A 15,765-nucleotide genomic window follows, 5' to 3' on the forward strand; every position below is an offset into this window, starting at 1 on the left:
TGGGAGGGAGGAGAATTGTATGGAGACAGTCATTGATATTCAGCGTTTAAGTAAATCCTTTGGAAACCATGAAGTATTAAAAGATATTCATTTCTCAGTGAATAAAGGAGAAGTCGTCTGCATCATTGGTTCCTCTGGCTCAGGGAAATCCACTCTTCTTCGCTGTGTCAATCTATTAGAAAAACCGAGCGGCGGAAAAATTATTTATAATGGAGAAAATATTCTCGATGATAAGCATGATATTCATGCCTACCGAAGAAGATTAGGAATGGTATTTCAGCAATTTAACTTATTTAATAATCATAATGTACTTGGCAACTGTGTTGTCGGCCAAATGAAGGTATTAAAGCGTTCGAGGGAAGAAGCTGAAAAGGTAGCGCTGAAATACTTGAAAGTGGTTGGGATGGACAGGTTTGTAAATGCGAAGCCAAGACAGCTGTCTGGGGGGCAAAAGCAGCGGGTCGCTATCGCTAGAGCCCTTTCGATGGAACCCGATGTGCTGCTGTTCGATGAACCAACTTCAGCGCTTGATCCTGAGATGGTTGGAGAAGTTCTTAAGGTCATGAAAGAGCTTGCTGAAACAGGATTAACGATGTTAATTGTTACGCATGAAATGGAATTTGCCAAGGAAGTATCTGACAGAGTCGTCTTTATGGACAAAGGGGTTATTGCAGAAGAAGGAAGCCCAGATCAGATTTTTAATCACCCAACTGGGGAACGCACGAGGGAGTTTTTAAAGCGTACCTTGAGGGAAATCTAAGTTTATAAGATCCCGAATTAAACTATGTTAAATAATGTCGATATAAGGAGAAGAAAAATCATTCAGCAGGGATGGTTTTTCTTCTTTTTTTAAAATCTAAGAGAATGGCGGGGATGAGAAAAGTCATAGTAAAGAAAAATGAATTGCGGTAAGATTTAGTAAAATCTTAAACCAAGACTATAAAAATAGGTGATTGAGTTGAAAAAATTAAAGTTAGGCATGAAGATAAATTTAATGGTTCTGGCCATTATACTTTCATTATCAACGATTATAGGAATTGTCGTTAATCAAGAAATAACAAAGGGAATTAAAGGGTTTGCACTTGAAAAGGCAAAAGCGGATCTAACGTTAGCATATAAATATATAGATGTTAAATATCCGGGAGAATGGGCAATTAAGGAGGGTCAGCTTTACAAGGGGAAGACCCTAATAAATAAAAATGATGATATAGTCGATGAAATCGGTGGAGACACGGAAGATACAGTGACGATTTTTCAAGGCGACACCCGTGTAACGACAAATGTCCTTAAAGATGGGAAACGTGCAATTGGAACACAAGTATCACAAGAGGTCTCAGATGTTGTATTAAAGAACGGGGAACATTTCTATGGGGAAGCGAATGCTGCAGGAAATATTTATCAATCAGCCTATATGCCAATTAAAAATGCGAAAGGTGAAATTATAGGCATTTTTTACGTGGGTGCTTCGCAAAAAATTATTGAAAGCATCCTGTCCAGTTTCCTAGTCAAATTTATTACTATTCTTTGTTTAGTCATCATCGTGTCAGCTCTTGCTACCTATTGGTTCACTAAAAGAATGAGAAAAAGGCTAGCGAAGATCACGTCGGCTCTTGAATTAGCAAAGGATGGGGATTTCACCTCTCAAATCAAGGATCATGCGGGAGATGAATTAAACGATCTTTCTACTAGTTTCAATAGAATGGCTGACAATCTTAGACAAATGATGAATGAAGTGAATATGGCTTCCGAACAAGTTGCGGCTTCTTCTGACGAGTTAACAGCTAGCGCAGAGCAAACGAGCCAGGCAACTGAAATAATTACTGACACGATACAGCATGTTGCGCAGGGAGCAGAACATTCAACGATAAGTGTACAAGAAAGTGCAGTAGCTTTGGAAGAGGTTTCAAAAGGGGTGCAATCTATGGCAGAAGCAGCCTCTGTTATATCTGAAGCTAGTTCTCAGGCTACACAAAAAGCGAAGGATGGCGGTATGTATGTGAGCAGGACTGTTCAACAGATTAATGCAATCAGCCATTCAGTAAATGAAAGTGGAGAAGTCTTTCAATCGCTGGATCAGCGCTCAAAAGAAATTGGAGAGATTACAAAAGTCATCTCAGACATTGCTGACCAGACAAACCTGCTGGCACTAAATGCAGCAATTGAAGCTGCTAGAGCAGGAGAACATGGAAAAGGATTTGCAGTCGTTGCTGATGAGGTTCGGAAATTAGCAGAGCAATCGCAGCAATCATCCGCCCAAATTTCAGGGTTAATTGCTGAAATTCAACAGGACATGCTTCATTCCAATAAATCTATTGAGCAAGTAACAAGGGACGTTAAAGAAGGGCTTGCAATCGTTGAACAAACGGAGGATAGCTTTAAAGGGATTCTTCATTTTATGAACAGTCTTGCAGGAAAGATTCATGATTTGGCAGCTACCGCAGAACAGGTCTCTGCGAGTGTTGAAGAAGTATCTGCAACGGTATCAAGCATTACACAAATATCAGCAGGGACTTCTGACCATTCAAAAAATGTGGCAGCATCAGCAGAAGAACAGCTTGCTTCTATGAAAGAAATATCTATTTCTGCCCAATCATTATCCAAATTAGCGGAAGACTTACAAACTTTAATTGGTAAGTTTAAGATCTAGCGGAAAGTAATAATCGAAAAAGAATACGATTAATGGTTATAGGATATAGAATCACTTCTATATTAAAGAGGAGAAGAAGACACCAAATGTTGGTGGAATTCTTCTTTTTTTTGTTATGAAAAAAAATTTTAAATTGAAAACGCCTTCATTGAAAAACCTAAAAATATATAAGAAAACTAGAGTATAATGAGTTTTATTAAGAAGGCTGTTTTCTAAAAGATTGTTGTTTTTAGAGAAATTTTCCGTTTACCAAAAAGACTAGTTGATTGGAGCGGAAGGTGCGAGACTCCTGCGGGAGGAGTGGGACAGGTGAGACCCCACAGGAGCTTTAGCGACGAGGAGGCTCAGCGCCCACCCCGCGGGTCGCTGCCATCCTGGAGCGCAAATCAACTTCTACCCAATTATNTATTAAGGATTAACAGGAGAAGTGACCATTGGAAAAACAAAATAGCAAATACAGATGGGTTGTCTTTGGCACAGTGTTGTTTACTTATTTTCTAATTGTTAGCCAAAGAACGGCCCCAGGACTAATTACAGATCAATTAATGAAGGATTTCGGTCTAACAGCTTCAACGATTGGATTACTGACAAGCATTCAGTTTTTAGCGTATGCAAGTCTGCAAATACCAATTGGGCTTTTATCTGATCGATATGGTCCTAATTTTTTTCTTATTGTTGGAACGATTTTTAATGGTTTAGGAACCGTATTATATAGTTTAGCCCCAAATGAATTTTTCCTTCTCTTTGCCAGATTATTAGTTGGATTAGGAGATGCAGCCATTTGGGTCAACTTAGTTTTGATTTTAAGTTTGTGGTTTAAAGGAAATGAATTTGTTGGGCTGATTGGAGTAGCTGGGATGGCCGGGAGTTTTGGCTTCCTGCTGGCAACTGTGCCGTTTTCCTTGTGGATTTCTTTATGGGGCTGGAAGGTTCCCTTTTTATCAATAGGGGTTATTTTATGTGTACTGGGCATCTTGCTTTACTTCATCCTTGTGAAAAAACCTAAACAACTCTTTAACGACTATCAGGAACAGAAGAAGATCTCATCTAAAGAAGAACTAGTAAAGGAAAAGACAATATCACTGCTGCGCCGCATCCTTTCAAGCCGCCAAGCTTGGGCAACCTTCTTATGTCATTTCGGTGTTGTGGGCACATATGTTGGATTTATCGGTTCATGGGCTGTTCCATATGGGATGCATGTATATGATATGAATCGTTCAGATGCGAGCCAGCTAATTATGATCGGATTAATCGGCGCAATCATCGGCGCACCCATTACGAGCTGGATTGCAGGACGCATAGGATCAATCAAAAAGCCTTATACAGTTATTCATTTCATATCATTTTTATGCTGGGCTGCCATTCTATTATTGGGGGGAGAGCCGCCCTTATTCATGCTTATCGTTCTTTTCTTTATCATCGGTTATTGCAATGGGGCAAATACGTTAACATTTGCTGTTGTCCGACAATCATTTGCTCGGAAAGAGGTTGGTCTAGCTTCTGGATTTGCGAATACAGGCGGGTTTTTAAGTGCCGTTCTTTTGCCTGGTATTTTTGGTAAAATACTCGATCATTTTCATACTGCACCAATCCAGGTAGGCTATCACTACGCATTTATCATACCGGTTGTCTTTTCCATGCTTGGCTTGGTTGGCGGGCTTTTAATTAAGGAGCAGCGTCAGGAAGAAATGGAGTTCAATTTGTAAAGGGAAATAAAATATTTGATAGTTCAACCTTCTAACAATGTAGAATTTTGACGAGTTTTGTTGAATTATAAATTAGAATGAATTATTATAAGGGTTAGAGGTTAAAAAGTCCTATATAAAAAGTCCAGCATAAATGAGTTTAAAGGCAAACTATTCGAAAGAATAGGACGCAAAGCCAAGGGTCTAAGGTAGAGGTTTAGTGAATGCTAAACTAACTATGACAGCCGGTTGCCAAATTTTTGAATGGGTTATTTGAATTTTTGGCTATATACGAATGAGGGATAGCTTTTTTCTTTTGCCTACTTTTTATACGAGGTGATTCTTTTGAAGGTAAATGAATTAATACAGGAAGTTAATAAAAATGTAGAAAATTTAGACTTTGTAACGACAAGAAAATTGATTGAGGATAATATAGAGATGTTAAGCAAGCATAAGGTATTACTGAAAAGTAATGCGAGAGAGCTGCTAAAAATGCTTGAAGATCGGTTAGATGCAGGCTATGAACCTATTTCAAGGCAGGACATGGCTACGGTCATTGCCCTAAATACCTACGCAACCAAATTCGATATTCGGTCCATTAAGCTAATCGTAAAAGACAAAGCAAAGTTGTTATTAAGAAAAGATGTTGTTGAATACTTAAATAAAGACGCGAAGGTGCTATTAGAAGGTATGGGTGTAATAGAGAAGATTAGTTAAGTCTTAAAACTATTAAAATATAGGAGTCAGTTACTGAGAATCCCCTGAAAAAATTATCAGGGGATTCTTTTATTTTTTCAATAATAAGTACATGAAGTAGGGTGCACCAATTAATGCAACCATAATGCCCGCTGAAATGCCGTCTGGTTCAACTAGGTTACGCCCAATGGTGTCCGCGAATAAAAGAAGCCACCCGCCAATCAGAATGGCGAGGGGGATAAATAATTGATTTCTCGGTCCAACTAAGGCTTTGGCAATATGTGGAGCCATCAGTCCAATAAAAGTAATTCCGCCTGTAACTGAAACGGCTGCAGCGGCTAAAGCAACAGCTGTCAAAAGAAGAACGATCCTTTCCTTTTCAATCGATAAACCAACCCCAATAGCGACAGGCTCGTTTAACCCAAGGAGGTTCAAGCGATTTGCCTTATATAAGGTATAGGGAATGAGAATTATAAGCCACGGAAGGAGTGCCGAGATAAAAGGCCAGTCAGTGCCCCAAATATTTCCGGCTAACCATTTGGCAATGAAATCAACCTTTTCCCGTTCAGCTGAAGAAATGAGTACAATCATCGCTCCAGATAGCGCAGTTGAAAATCCAACCCCAATTAGGACTAACCGAACAGGCTGGAGCCCAACTTTTTTATTATATGAGAAGAAATAGATGAAGCATGCTGTAATTAGTGCGCCTATAAAAGCAACAGCTGGAAGCAGATAAACAAACGAACCAGCATCGATTGGGAAAAACAAAAAGAAAACGGCGATCGCTACGCCCGCTCCTGAATTAATCCCTATGATTCCAGGATCGGCAAGATCATTTCGAGTGATCCCTTGCAGAATCGCTCCAGATAAAGCAAGTGCCATACCTGCCAGAAGTGTAATAATAATCCGTGGCAGCCGTATAGAAAATAAAATAAACTCTTCTTTAAATGTGCCCTGCCCAAATAATATAGGGAATAATCGGTTATAGGAGATGGATGAGTAACCAAGTCCCATGCCAATAAAGATTGTAAGAAAAATAAGGACGATTAATATGAATAATAAAATACGTTGTCTTTTGAGTATACTAGGCTGAATCATGAGAAAGCTTTTCCTCCTTTACGTACGATGAACAGGAAGAAAGGTAAACCAATCATAGCAATAATTGCAACAATCGGGGTTTCGTACGGTGCATTAATAGTACGGCCAAGTGTATCGGCTAACAGCATAAAAGAAGCACCGATAATGGCTGACATAGGAATGATAAACCGGTAATCTGTTCCAACAATTGCACGAACAATATGAGGAACCATTAATCCAATGAAGACCATATTTCCAACAAGTGCGACAGCAGCACCAGCAAGTAAGATAATAACGATAAATAGGACCATTTTTACTTGAGTTGTCTTTTGCCCTAAACCAACAGCTACTTCTTCATTTAGACTAAGGATCGTTAGTTGTCTGGAGAAGAAGAGCGAAATAATAATTCCAGCTAAAATAAATGGAACAATTACTTGGAGCTGTACCCAGGATGTTCCAATTAATCCGCCAGCCGTCCACATCGATACATTCTTTGATATTTTAAAGTATATTCCGACGCCCTCTGATACTGCATATAAAAAGGCAGATACAGCAGCCCCTGCTAATACAATTCGAAGAGGGGAGAAGCCTCCTTTTTTCAGTGCGCCAATGCCAAATACCATAGTCGCTCCTATAGCCGCTCCAATAAAACAGGCGATCATAATCCCAAAGTAATTGGTCGATGGGATGAAGGCGATCGAAATAGCTAATGCCGCATTGGCCCCAGCTGTTAATCCAAGCAATCCAGGATCAGCAAGTGGATTTCTGGTTATCCCTTGCATAATGGCACCAGAAACAGCTAGTGCAGCACCGACAAATACAGCTGCAATTTCACGCGGAAGACGGATTTCGCGAATAATAGAAATTTGATCGCTTTCCGCATTGGAAGTCAGCGCTAACCATACATCTTTCACAGCAATATCCGCGGCACCAAAAACGCAAGCTATCACAAACATTCCCACAAAAAGAAAGATTCCAGCAAGAAGTTTACATATAAAGGGTGTTGTCCGTTGAGTTTCTTTTTTCATTGATTCCTCATCTTTTCTTTTCATAGAATAAGGGAAGAGGAATTCTTGCAAAAAGAATTCCTCATGAACATTTAGTTACCTAAAAATGACTTTTTAAAGAAGGCAAGCTGTTTTTCCAGTGTAACAGGGTCAGTGAATGAAGCCCCATTTCCTTCCATTTCAAATACACGATTGTTTTTTACAGCAGGAATATTTTTGTATGTTTCTGTATCCTGGAATGAGGTATCGGCATCTGCATATTTACTGAAGACGATGTAATCTCCTGCGAACTCTGGCAGCACCTCAGCTGATAATGTATAATAGCCTTCTTTTAATGCCATTTCTTTTACTTTTTCAGGCATTTTTAGCTTCATAGATTGATATAAAATTTCCGTGCCGCGTGCCCAGTTATCCCCAAAAACGTAAAGCTGCTTATCATAGCCTTCAATGACAGTCACTGTTGCATCTTCACCAATTTTTGCCCGAATCTCTTCTCCAGCTGCTTCTGCTTGAGTTTTAAAGTCATCTGCCCATTTCTTTGCTTCATTCTCTTTGTTTAAAAGCTTGCCAAGTTCAATATGCTGAGTGAGATAATCTACTTTTCCCCATGTGTATGTGACAGTAGGCGCAATTTCACTTAATTTATCGATGTTTTTACTAGTGGAACCGGCAATAATTAAATCAGGCTCTAATTCAATAATTTTCTCTAAGCTTTCATCTGAAACTTCTTCTACATCTTTTAATTCTTCTGCAAACGTTGGATTATTCTTGGACCAAGTGTCTACTCCAACAATATTTACACCTAAACTAATAACATTTCCTGTGTATCCAGAGAGCAGAATAACTCTTTGCGGGTCTGCAGGAACTTCAATGGGCCCAGTTTCAGACTGGTACGTGATCGTTTCCGATTTTTTTTCATCTTTAGGTGCTTCTTTCTCTTCTTCTTTTCCGGCTGATTGACTGCTGCAGGCACTAATTAGCAGCACCAGCAACAGCATAAATGGCAGTAGCAGTTTCTTCATTTTTCTTTGCTCCTTTTACTAAGTTGTATGTAATGCACATTGGTTTATTTGTCCTGGGATCTCTCCCAATTTCAGCATCTATATTGAAAACTTGTTTAAGTACCTCGTGATGAATGACTTCTTCGCAATTTCCAGCTTTAACAATTTCGCCGTTTTTTAAGGCAATAATATAATCAGCAAACCGGGCAGCCTGATTTAAATCATGTAGAACCATGACAATCGTGCGTTCTTGTTCTTCGTTTAGTTTTTGCAATAGTTCTAGTACTTCTAGCTGATGGGCCATGTCTAAATAAGTCGTAGGCTCATCAAGGAAGATGATTTCGGTTTCTTGTGCAAGGGCCATCGCAATCCAAACTCGCTGCCTTTGCCCTCCTGATAGGGCATCCACAGGACGGAATTTAAAATCAGCTGTTCCTGTCACATCTAGGGCCCAATCGATTACTTCATAGTCTTTTTTTGTTAATCGTCCAAAACCTTTTTGATAGGGAAAGCGCCCATAGGAAACGAGTTCCCCAACTGTTAACCCGCTGGCACTTTCGGGAGATTGGGGGAGAATGGCCATTTTCCTCGCCAGAATCTTCGTATTTTCTTTTGCGATATTTTCTCCATCCAATACGACAGCTCCTGATTGGTGTGGAATAATTCTTGTAATGGCTTTTAGAAGGGTAGACTTTCCACAGCCATTGGATCCGATGATCGTAGTAATTTTTTTATCTGGGATATGTATGCTAAGATCTTTAACAATTTTTCGTTCACCATAGCCAATATTTAATTCGTTTGTATATAGGCGAACCATCATGTAACCCCCATTTTTCAGAAAATAGTAGTCTCAACTTTATTTGATAATGATTATCAATATCGTTTATGACTCAAACTATAATTCTATTTTTTTCTTTTGTCAATCGTTATTTTTGTATTGCGAAAATAAAGAAAAGGGGATATAGTTTAGTGAGAATGATAATCAATAACAATTACGGTTTGGGGTGAGCGGAGATGGAACATCGAGAAATATACGATGTAACGGTCATTGGTGGAGGACCTGCAGGCCTTTATTCAACTTTTTATAGTGGATTGAGAGAAATGAAAACAAAACTGATTGAATATCAGCCGCAATTAGGCGGGAAAATTCATGTATATCCAGAAAAAATGATTTGGGATGTGGGAGGAATGACGCCAATTCCAGGTGCAAAGCTGATTGAACAGCTTGTCGAGCAGGGATTGACTTTTAATCCAACCGTTGTATTAAATGAAAAAGTACACTCTATCACTCATGACGAAGATGATGGAATTTTCATTTTACATGCCGCTTCAGGCCAAAAGCATTATTCGAAAACAGTTATTGTGGCTGTTGGCGGCGGGATATTAAATCCGCTTAAGCTTAAGATTGAAGGGGCAGAAAGGTTCGAAGTATCAAATTTAAATTACACAATAAAGTCTTTAAAACGTTTTAAGGATAAAACAGTTATTATTTCGGGTGGAGGCAACTCGGCTGTTGATTGGGCAAATGAATTAGTGCCTATAGCGAAGAAAGTGTATGTAACTTATAGAAAAGAGGCTTTAAAGGGACATGAGGCACAAGTTACTCAGTTATTGAACAGCTCAGCTGCATGTTTCTTCCATACAGAGATTACAAAGCTTATTGCTGATAGCAAGCATGAGGTAATTGAACGTGTCGAACTTACCAATATGGAAACAGGTGAGGTCTCTTATTTGCCAATAGATGATGTCATTATTAATCATGGATTTGAAAGAGACGCAGCCTTGCTTGATAACAGTGAATTAAATATTGCCTTGGCAGATCAATATTATATATCAGGAAATGCCACTAGTGAATCTACTGTCCCAGGGCTTTATGCTGCTGGTGATATTCTAACATACGAAGGAAAAGTCCATTTAATTGCAGGAGCATTCCAGGATGCAGTGAACGCGGTGAACAAAGCAAAGCAATTTATCCAGCCTGATGCTCAAAAGTTCGGTATGGTCTCTTCGCATAATGATGTTTTCAAGAAGCGAAATAGGGAATTAGTCAAGCAGCTAATGAGTTAATTTTTATTATTTTGTTTGCTTTTTATGAATTTATACTCTTTGAATAAAGTACTTACATTAGGGAAATCTACATATGTACTTTTGATAAAAAGGAGAGATATAAATTGAAAAAGCGCCAAAATGAAGCACAGGAGCATGAAAAAGTGATTGCGGCACAAAACCAAGCAGGGCAATTCAATCAAACAGATACTGAATTTTCTCTGGATGAAAATGTGCAGGCGGCAGTTGCTAAAAGTATACAAAACCAAGCGAAAAATCAGCAGCCAACCTATCAGCCAAACAAACCAATTTAAATTAGAAATCTGACACTAATGGTGTCAGATTTTTTTGTGGGGTTTGGCGAATATAATCAGTGTGACGTCGAATATATTTTGTTTTTGTCCAATATATCGAGGTGGACGGCGAAAATATCATTATATTGTCCAATAAAAGCCATGCCACGGCGAATATAGTAGTGAGGATGGTATAATTAGACAGAAAGTGCAAGCGATCTAAAGGGAGAAGAAACCATGGAATTAATTTTTCTAAACGAGATGCTTAGGGGGATGGAAATGAAAGAAGCAGACGTAATTAAACAATTGCATTCACCAAATACAAGATCTAGTCTACATGAGAATTTCCAAAAACTTGGGATAGAAAAAGGGATGGTCATTATTGTCCACTCCTCATTAAGTGCTTTTGGCTGGGTTTGTGGAGGAGCCATTGCTGTTGTTCAAGCATTAATGGATACGGTTGGTTCTGAGGGAACCATTGTAATGCCAACACAGACAGCAGATATCTCGGATCCATCTGAATGGCAAATGCCCCCTGTACCAAAGGAGTGGTGGCCGATCATCCGTGAACATATGCCAGCATATGATCCGCAAATAACACCGACAAGGGGAATGGGGAAAATTGTTGAAGCCTTTCGAACGTTTCCAGGGGTAAAAAGAAGTTCACACCCTACATATTCCTTTGCTGCATGGGGGAAAGAGGCGGATAATATTCTATCTGAGCAGCCATTAGAAGAAGGATTTGGTCCAAGCTCTCCATTAGCAAAACTATATGAATTAGATGGGCATATCTTATTATTAGGTGTAGGGCATGACAGCAACACCTCCTTGCATTTTGCTGAACACGCCATTCTGAATAGAGATAAGGTTAAAAAGGGAACGGCACTTTTTGAAAATAATGAGCGTGTTTGGAAAACCTATGAAGAGATTGTGTATGATTCTGATTGTTTTGCTGCTCTAGGGGAGGATTTTGAGAAGACACATGCTGTGAAAAAGGCAGCTATCGGCTCTGCTGAATGCAAGCTGATGAAACAGCGGCTAATTATTAACTTTGCGCGGGAGTGGCTGAATAATAAGGATCGTTTATGATGGAAAAAGTCCAAATCACTATGATTGGACTTTTTGTATTTATTCTTTTTTCCCCAAACCGTGCATGATAAATTGAATGGTGCGATCTGTTTCGAGTTCATCATCCCATTCTAGATCAGGGAACAGGACATAGCGGGAAATTAGGTAGCCTAGTATGCTTGTAATCGCTAATCTTGCTACAGATTCAGGAGGCATCTCGATCAATTCTCCTTTTTCCTGATAGCCCTTAATGATTATGGAGACACGATCAAATATTTTTTTAGCAATTTGTTCTAGAAATAGTTCTCTTAATTCCGGCTGGAAAGGAATCTCTTGAAGAAGGATCTTAATAACTGGGAGCAACTTTATTAAAACCTCTCTTCGATTTTCGATCGTCGCCTTTAGAAAGTCTTCCACCCGATCATATTTCCGGTCGAGCACCTTGTTAAAATCGTTCACTACGAATGGGCCAATCAGCTTCGCCATAAGGGGGGCAACGATCGACATCAGCAGATCCTTTTTTGTTTTATAATGGCGGAAAATCGTTCCTTCAGCTACCCCTGCCTTTTTGGCAATTTCACTCGTTGATGTGGCTGAATATCCCTTTTCTGAAAAAGATTCTATGGCGGCAATAATTATCTGTTTTTGCTTATCAGTTAATTTTTCTTCGTCAAATAGCTGTTTGATCATTAATTCTTCTTCAGACATTGTTTACTCCTTTAAATTCCATTCTACATACACTTATTTTAAATCATTTTAAGCGGAAATGGAAAAGTGAATAAACGGTTTAGATTTTTCGATACTTTTTCAGTGTAATGATATTTAGAATAATAAAGACAAGGGCAAAGCCTAACAGGACAAGTAAATCGACCATGATATCACTTAGTCCTAATCCTTTGTACATGACATCCACTAATGCATTGCCGGCATAGTACATGGGCATTCCTTTTGCGATGAATTGGAGCCAGTCTGCCATCCCATCGACAGGGAAGATCCCTGCGAAAAAGATTTGTGGAATAATTGCAATTGGAATGAATTGCATCATTTGAAATTCTGAATTCGCGAAAGCTGATAAAAGGATGCCTAATGACAGCGCAACTAAGGCGATCGTCAAATTAATCATGATCACATTCCATAGGGACCCAACGAGCATGATGTCTAAAATCTTCACCGCATAAAAGACAACAATGATCGTTTGGATGATAGCGAATAATCCATACCCCAATAAATACCCAAAAACTATGTCTCTTCTTTGAATGGGCGTTGCTAATAATCGGTCAAGTGTACCTGTAGTGCGCTCACGCAATAGAGCTATCCCAGAAATAAGGAAGACAAAAAAGAAGACAAAATAGCCGACTAATATTGGACTTAACTGGTCAAAAAAGGTTGTATCCTTATTGCCGTATATATAAGCAGTATCAATCACTGGTGCCTTCGCTTGTTCAAGTTTATTTAAACCCCCAGGGACTTTATCCTGAATCTCTCGTATGAATAGGGATAATTTATTTGCCTGTTCTTTGGCGTTTTCAGCAGCAACTGCTTGTTGTACCTTCATTTTTAATGCCTTTGCTGTGGAGGGGTTCGCATTCTTTAAAGTGAATTGAATGTTTTCACCTTCCATGGAAAGAAATCCATCAAGGTCATCATCGATTATGACCGGCTGTATGTTGCTTAGCTCATCATACTGCCGAACAGTAACATCCATGTTTTCTAATTGTTCAATCAGCGATTCATCCGTATGATGGACTCCAAGTCTAGGAGTGACCTCATTACTTGAAAGTAAATAATCGAGCAGAGTAAGAATTAGTAATGGGGCGATCATCATTAGGGCAAGTGCTCTTTTGTCACGCATCATTTGCTGGAAAATTCGCTTCACTAATGCTAATACTCTCATCCCTTGTTCCCTCCAGCTTTTAAGAATACTTCCTCTAGACTAGTAATGTTGTACCGCTCCTTCAACTCTGCAGGCGTCCCGCTAGTGAGAACTTCTCCGTCTCTCACCATCGCAAGGCGGTCGCATTTTTCTGCTTCGTCCATCACATGAGTTGTCACCAAAATTGTTTTGCCGGATGCTTTCAACCGATGGATTTCTGCCCATATGGACTGTCTTAACTCAGGGTCAATTCCTACAGTAGGTTCATCTAAAATGAGAACTTGTGGGTCTTGAATTAAAGCAACAGCGAGGGATAACCGCCGTTTCATTCCCCCTGAATAATCCTGAACTCTCTTTTTTAGATGGGGAGTTAGATTAACTAAATTTGCTGCATATGAAATTCTCTCTTTTTGGTCTTTTTTATTTAATTTAAACAGGGAAGCAAAGAAGGAAAGGTTTTCTTCCCCTGTTAAATCCGTGTATAAAGCATCGGCTTGTGCCATATAGCCAATTTTCTGCAGCAGGTTTAAGTTTGGAACAGGGGTATCTAAAACTTGGATATCTCCTTGTGACGGGCGGTCCATTCCAACAATTAACTTTACTAAAGTTGTTTTTCCTGAACCTGAGGGACCAATTAGACCGTATATTTGTCCGGATTCCACCGTTAGACTAATATTATTTAATACAGTTTTCTTGCCAAAGCTTTTGCAGACATCTTTAATAACAATAGTTGAAGCCATTTGTAAGCCTCCTTTTTGTGAGTGATTACTCACTTTTATTATAATCAAAACTTACTTTAGGTCAATAAAAGTTTGTGAAAGTTATTTTTCATGACGCTCGGAAGGCGGCTAACCGGCAGCCAAGAGGCGTTCATGGCGACCGAAAATGTGAGTGAGGAATAGAACTGTAGCCGAGAGTGGTTAAAACCGGAAGCTTGAACAAAACTGGTAGCAGAGGGCCGTTCATGATGCCCAAAATCAAGAGAGGATAATAAAGTCGGCCGTCATAATCTATTCATGACGGCCGATAGTAAAGATAAGGAGCAAAGGCAGTCGCTAGCAGGCGTTAACTAACTTCTGTATGCTTTACCCGAACTCTATATACTTGATATAAAAGCAATGCAACAATTGACAGGATGATTCCAGAATAATAAGGCATCCCGATTGCAACGGAAAAGAGCCAGCCGCCTAGTGGAGGACCTGCAATTCTGCCGAGAGAATCGAAAGAGGATAAAAGTCCGGTTGTGCTTCCATGTCCTGCTGCTGATCGTTTTGTTAACAGGGAGGAGACACTTGGGCGGATGAAGCCATTGCCAATCCCGAATATCGTTAAAAATAAGGCTGCGGTTGCAAAGCTATTAATAAATAGAATGAGTGCAAAGCCGGCTGCCGAAATAATAATCCCAAGCTGAATGACAAATCCTTCGCCAAACTTCTTTGTCAGCCTTCCGACCAATCCGCCCTGTACAATAGCTGAAGCAAACCCCATAATCATAAAAATATAGCCAAGCTTAACAGCACCTAAACCTGCCTTTTCAGAAGCGAAGTATGCAAAGGTTGCTTCGAGGCCTGATAAGGATAGAGAAACAAACAATTGCAGGATAAACAGAATTGAAATTGGGCCATTGAAAGCTTTAAGTATGGATGTCTTCTTGTTTGTTTTACTCTTTCTATGTTCAGGTGTTAATGATTCTTTTAAAATGACTAGAACAAAGAAAAATGTGAGTAAAGAGGAGGCGCCTGCGATATAGAAAGGAATATGTAAGCTTGCCTCAGAGAAGATTCCGCCTATGGCTGGGCCGAAAATAAATCCCAGTCCGGTTGCAGCCCCAATGATCCCCATTCCTTTTCCGCGGTCTTCTTCTGTAGTAATATCTGCCACATAGGCCATAACAGTTGGCATATTAGCAGAAGACAGGATCCCTCCAAAAATTCGTGCGACAAAAAGCATCCAAAGCTGTGTGGACACCGCCATTAAAAAGAAAGACAAAGAGAGACCGAGGATTCCAATCATGATGACAGGTTTTCTGCCGATGCGATCAGAAACTCGCCCCCACATTGGGGCAAAGATAAGCTGCATAAGGGAATAAACCGCCATTAATAATCCTAGTTGAGTTGGGGTGGCGCCAATTTCCTCCGCATAAAAGGGCATGACCGGAATGATAATGCCAAAGCCCACCATGACAAGGAACATAATAGCAAACAAGATAGGCAAAGCTTTTTTCGTTTCCAAAATTAAGTTCACTCCAGTTAAATAACTTTTTTCGAATCATCATGAAAATTATACCATTAGCATTCGGCTAAATAAAAATGAAGCAAACATTTTAACGAAAGAAATAAATAATTGAATTAATTATCTAAAAAATCAGTTAA

At 39.5% G+C, this 15,765-nt stretch carries 15 protein-coding genes and 1 riboswitch; of the genes, 7 read left to right on the plus strand and 8 right to left on the minus strand.

Features of this window, described 5'->3' with window-relative positions; genetic code table 11:
- The first annotated feature begins 19 nt into the window (after positions 1-19).
- The 4 genes from ASU02_RS00685 (at position 20) to ASU02_RS00700 (ending at position 5,049) form a co-directional block, all read left to right on the plus strand.
- Positions 20-760, plus strand: a complete 741-nt coding sequence (locus ASU02_RS00685) for an amino acid ABC transporter ATP-binding protein (RefSeq protein ID WP_057759915.1) — start codon at positions 20-22, stop codon at positions 758-760.
- Positions 761-949: 189 nt separating this feature from the next.
- Positions 950-2,647 carry a methyl-accepting chemotaxis protein gene (locus ASU02_RS00690; RefSeq protein WP_332307602.1) on the plus strand — a complete coding sequence of 566 codons (1,698 nt, stop codon included), beginning with the start codon at positions 950-952 and terminating at the stop codon, positions 2,645-2,647.
- Positions 2,648-3,081: 434 nt separating this feature from the next.
- Entirely contained in the window at positions 3,082-4,353 is a 1,272-nt protein-coding gene (locus ASU02_RS00695) for an MFS transporter (RefSeq protein ID WP_057759921.1), read from the plus strand.
- Positions 4,354-4,487: 134 nt separating this feature from the next.
- Positions 4,488-4,589, plus strand: a riboswitch (cyclic di-GMP riboswitch).
- Positions 4,590-4,677: 88 nt separating this feature from the next.
- The gene (locus ASU02_RS00700) at positions 4,678-5,049 is read left to right on the plus strand and encodes a hypothetical protein (protein ID WP_057759924.1); all 372 of its coding nucleotides are present in this window, start codon (positions 4,678-4,680) and stop codon (positions 5,047-5,049) included.
- 69 nt (positions 5,050-5,118) lie between these two features.
- On the opposite strand, the gene ASU02_RS00705 is transcribed toward ASU02_RS00700, so the two are convergent.
- The 4 genes from ASU02_RS00705 to ASU02_RS00720 all read right to left on the minus strand — a co-directional run bounded on the left by ASU02_RS00705 (position 5,119) and on the right by ASU02_RS00720 (position 8,930).
- Complete coding sequence (locus ASU02_RS00705; protein ID WP_057759927.1) at positions 5,119-6,126, minus strand: FecCD family ABC transporter permease; 1,008 nt, start codon at positions 6,124-6,126, stop codon at positions 5,119-5,121.
- Entirely contained in the window at positions 6,123-7,133 is a 1,011-nt protein-coding gene (locus tag ASU02_RS00710; RefSeq protein WP_057760438.1) for a FecCD family ABC transporter permease, read from the minus strand. Before ASU02_RS00710 ends, ASU02_RS00705 begins: the two co-directional genes overlap by 4 nt.
- A 71-nt stretch (positions 7,134-7,204) precedes the next feature.
- Positions 7,205-8,134, minus strand: a complete 930-nt coding sequence (locus ASU02_RS00715) for an iron-hydroxamate ABC transporter substrate-binding protein (protein ID WP_057759928.1) — start codon at positions 8,132-8,134, stop codon at positions 7,205-7,207.
- Positions 8,085-8,930 (minus strand): ABC transporter ATP-binding protein, encoded by an 846-nt coding sequence (locus ASU02_RS00720; protein ID WP_057759931.1) that lies wholly within the window; start codon positions 8,928-8,930, stop codon positions 8,085-8,087. Before ASU02_RS00720 ends, ASU02_RS00715 begins: the two co-directional genes overlap by 50 nt.
- Before the next feature lie 197 nt (positions 8,931-9,127).
- Between ASU02_RS00720 and ASU02_RS00725 the strand changes: the two genes are divergently transcribed.
- The 3 genes from ASU02_RS00725 to ASU02_RS00735 all read left to right on the plus strand — a co-directional run bounded on the left by ASU02_RS00725 (position 9,128) and on the right by ASU02_RS00735 (position 11,541).
- Positions 9,128-10,180, plus strand: a complete 1,053-nt coding sequence (locus ASU02_RS00725; RefSeq protein ID WP_057759934.1) for an NAD(P)/FAD-dependent oxidoreductase — start codon at positions 9,128-9,130, stop codon at positions 10,178-10,180.
- A gap of 104 nt (positions 10,181-10,284) precedes the next feature.
- Positions 10,285-10,473 (plus strand): hypothetical protein, encoded by a 189-nt coding sequence (locus tag ASU02_RS00730; RefSeq protein WP_057759937.1) that lies wholly within the window; start codon positions 10,285-10,287, stop codon positions 10,471-10,473.
- A gap of 258 nt (positions 10,474-10,731) precedes the next feature.
- Positions 10,732-11,541: an aminoglycoside N(3)-acetyltransferase gene (locus ASU02_RS00735; RefSeq protein WP_057760440.1), complete on the plus strand. Its 810-nt coding sequence runs from the start codon at positions 10,732-10,734 to the stop codon at positions 11,539-11,541.
- Between the two features lie 39 nt (positions 11,542-11,580).
- Here the strand turns inward: ASU02_RS00735 and ASU02_RS00740 are convergent, their stop codons facing one another.
- From ASU02_RS00740 to ASU02_RS00755, 4 genes are all read right to left on the minus strand, one after another.
- Positions 11,581-12,228, minus strand: coding sequence for a TetR/AcrR family transcriptional regulator (locus tag ASU02_RS00740; RefSeq protein WP_057759940.1), 648 nt, complete (start codon positions 12,226-12,228; stop codon positions 11,581-11,583).
- A gap of 79 nt (positions 12,229-12,307) precedes the next feature.
- The gene (locus tag ASU02_RS00745) at positions 12,308-13,414 is read right to left on the minus strand and encodes an ABC transporter permease (protein ID WP_057759943.1); all 1,107 of its coding nucleotides are present in this window, start codon (positions 13,412-13,414) and stop codon (positions 12,308-12,310) included.
- On the minus strand, positions 13,411-14,133 hold the full coding sequence (locus ASU02_RS00750; protein ID WP_057759945.1) for an ABC transporter ATP-binding protein: 723 nt from the start codon (positions 14,131-14,133) through the stop codon (positions 13,411-13,413). The genes ASU02_RS00745 and ASU02_RS00750 overlap by 4 nt, the downstream gene beginning before the upstream one ends.
- Before the next feature lie 325 nt (positions 14,134-14,458).
- Positions 14,459-15,625, minus strand: coding sequence for an MFS transporter (locus ASU02_RS00755; protein ID WP_057759949.1), 1,167 nt, complete (start codon positions 15,623-15,625; stop codon positions 14,459-14,461).
- Positions 15,626-15,765: the final 140 nt, after the last annotated feature.

The sequence above is a fragment of the Cytobacillus praedii genome, assembly GCF_001439605.1.
In the GTDB taxonomy this organism is placed as follows: Bacteria; Bacillota; Bacilli; order Bacillales; family Cytobacillaceae; genus Cytobacillus; species Cytobacillus praedii.

Excerpts from the sequence above, each read along its gene's own strand:
- ASU02_RS00685 (WP_057759915.1), top strand. The coding sequence starts at position 20 with ATGGAGACAGTCATTGATATTCAGCGTTTAAGTAAATCCTTTGGAAAC.
- ASU02_RS00705 (WP_057759927.1), bottom strand. The coding sequence starts at position 6,126 with ATGATTCAGCCTAGTATACTCAAAAGACAACGTATTTTATTATTCATA.
- ASU02_RS00710 (WP_057760438.1), bottom strand. The coding sequence starts at position 7,133 with ATGAAAAAAGAAACTCAACGGACAACACCCTTTATATGTAAACTTCTT.
- ASU02_RS00715 (WP_057759928.1), bottom strand. The coding sequence starts at position 8,134 with ATGAAGAAACTGCTACTGCCATTTATGCTGTTGCTGGTGCTGCTAATT.
- ASU02_RS00720 (WP_057759931.1), bottom strand. The coding sequence starts at position 8,930 with ATGGTTCGCCTATATACAAACGAATTAAATATTGGCTATGGTGAACGA.
- ASU02_RS00725 (WP_057759934.1), top strand. The coding sequence starts at position 9,128 with ATGGAACATCGAGAAATATACGATGTAACGGTCATTGGTGGAGGACCT.
- ASU02_RS00735 (WP_057760440.1), top strand. The coding sequence starts at position 10,732 with ATGAAAGAAGCAGACGTAATTAAACAATTGCATTCACCAAATACAAGA.
- ASU02_RS00740 (WP_057759940.1), bottom strand. The coding sequence starts at position 12,228 with ATGTCTGAAGAAGAATTAATGATCAAACAGCTATTTGACGAAGAAAAA.
- ASU02_RS00745 (WP_057759943.1), bottom strand. The coding sequence starts at position 13,414 with ATGAGAGTATTAGCATTAGTGAAGCGAATTTTCCAGCAAATGATGCGT.
- ASU02_RS00750 (WP_057759945.1), bottom strand. The coding sequence starts at position 14,133 with ATGGCTTCAACTATTGTTATTAAAGATGTCTGCAAAAGCTTTGGCAAG.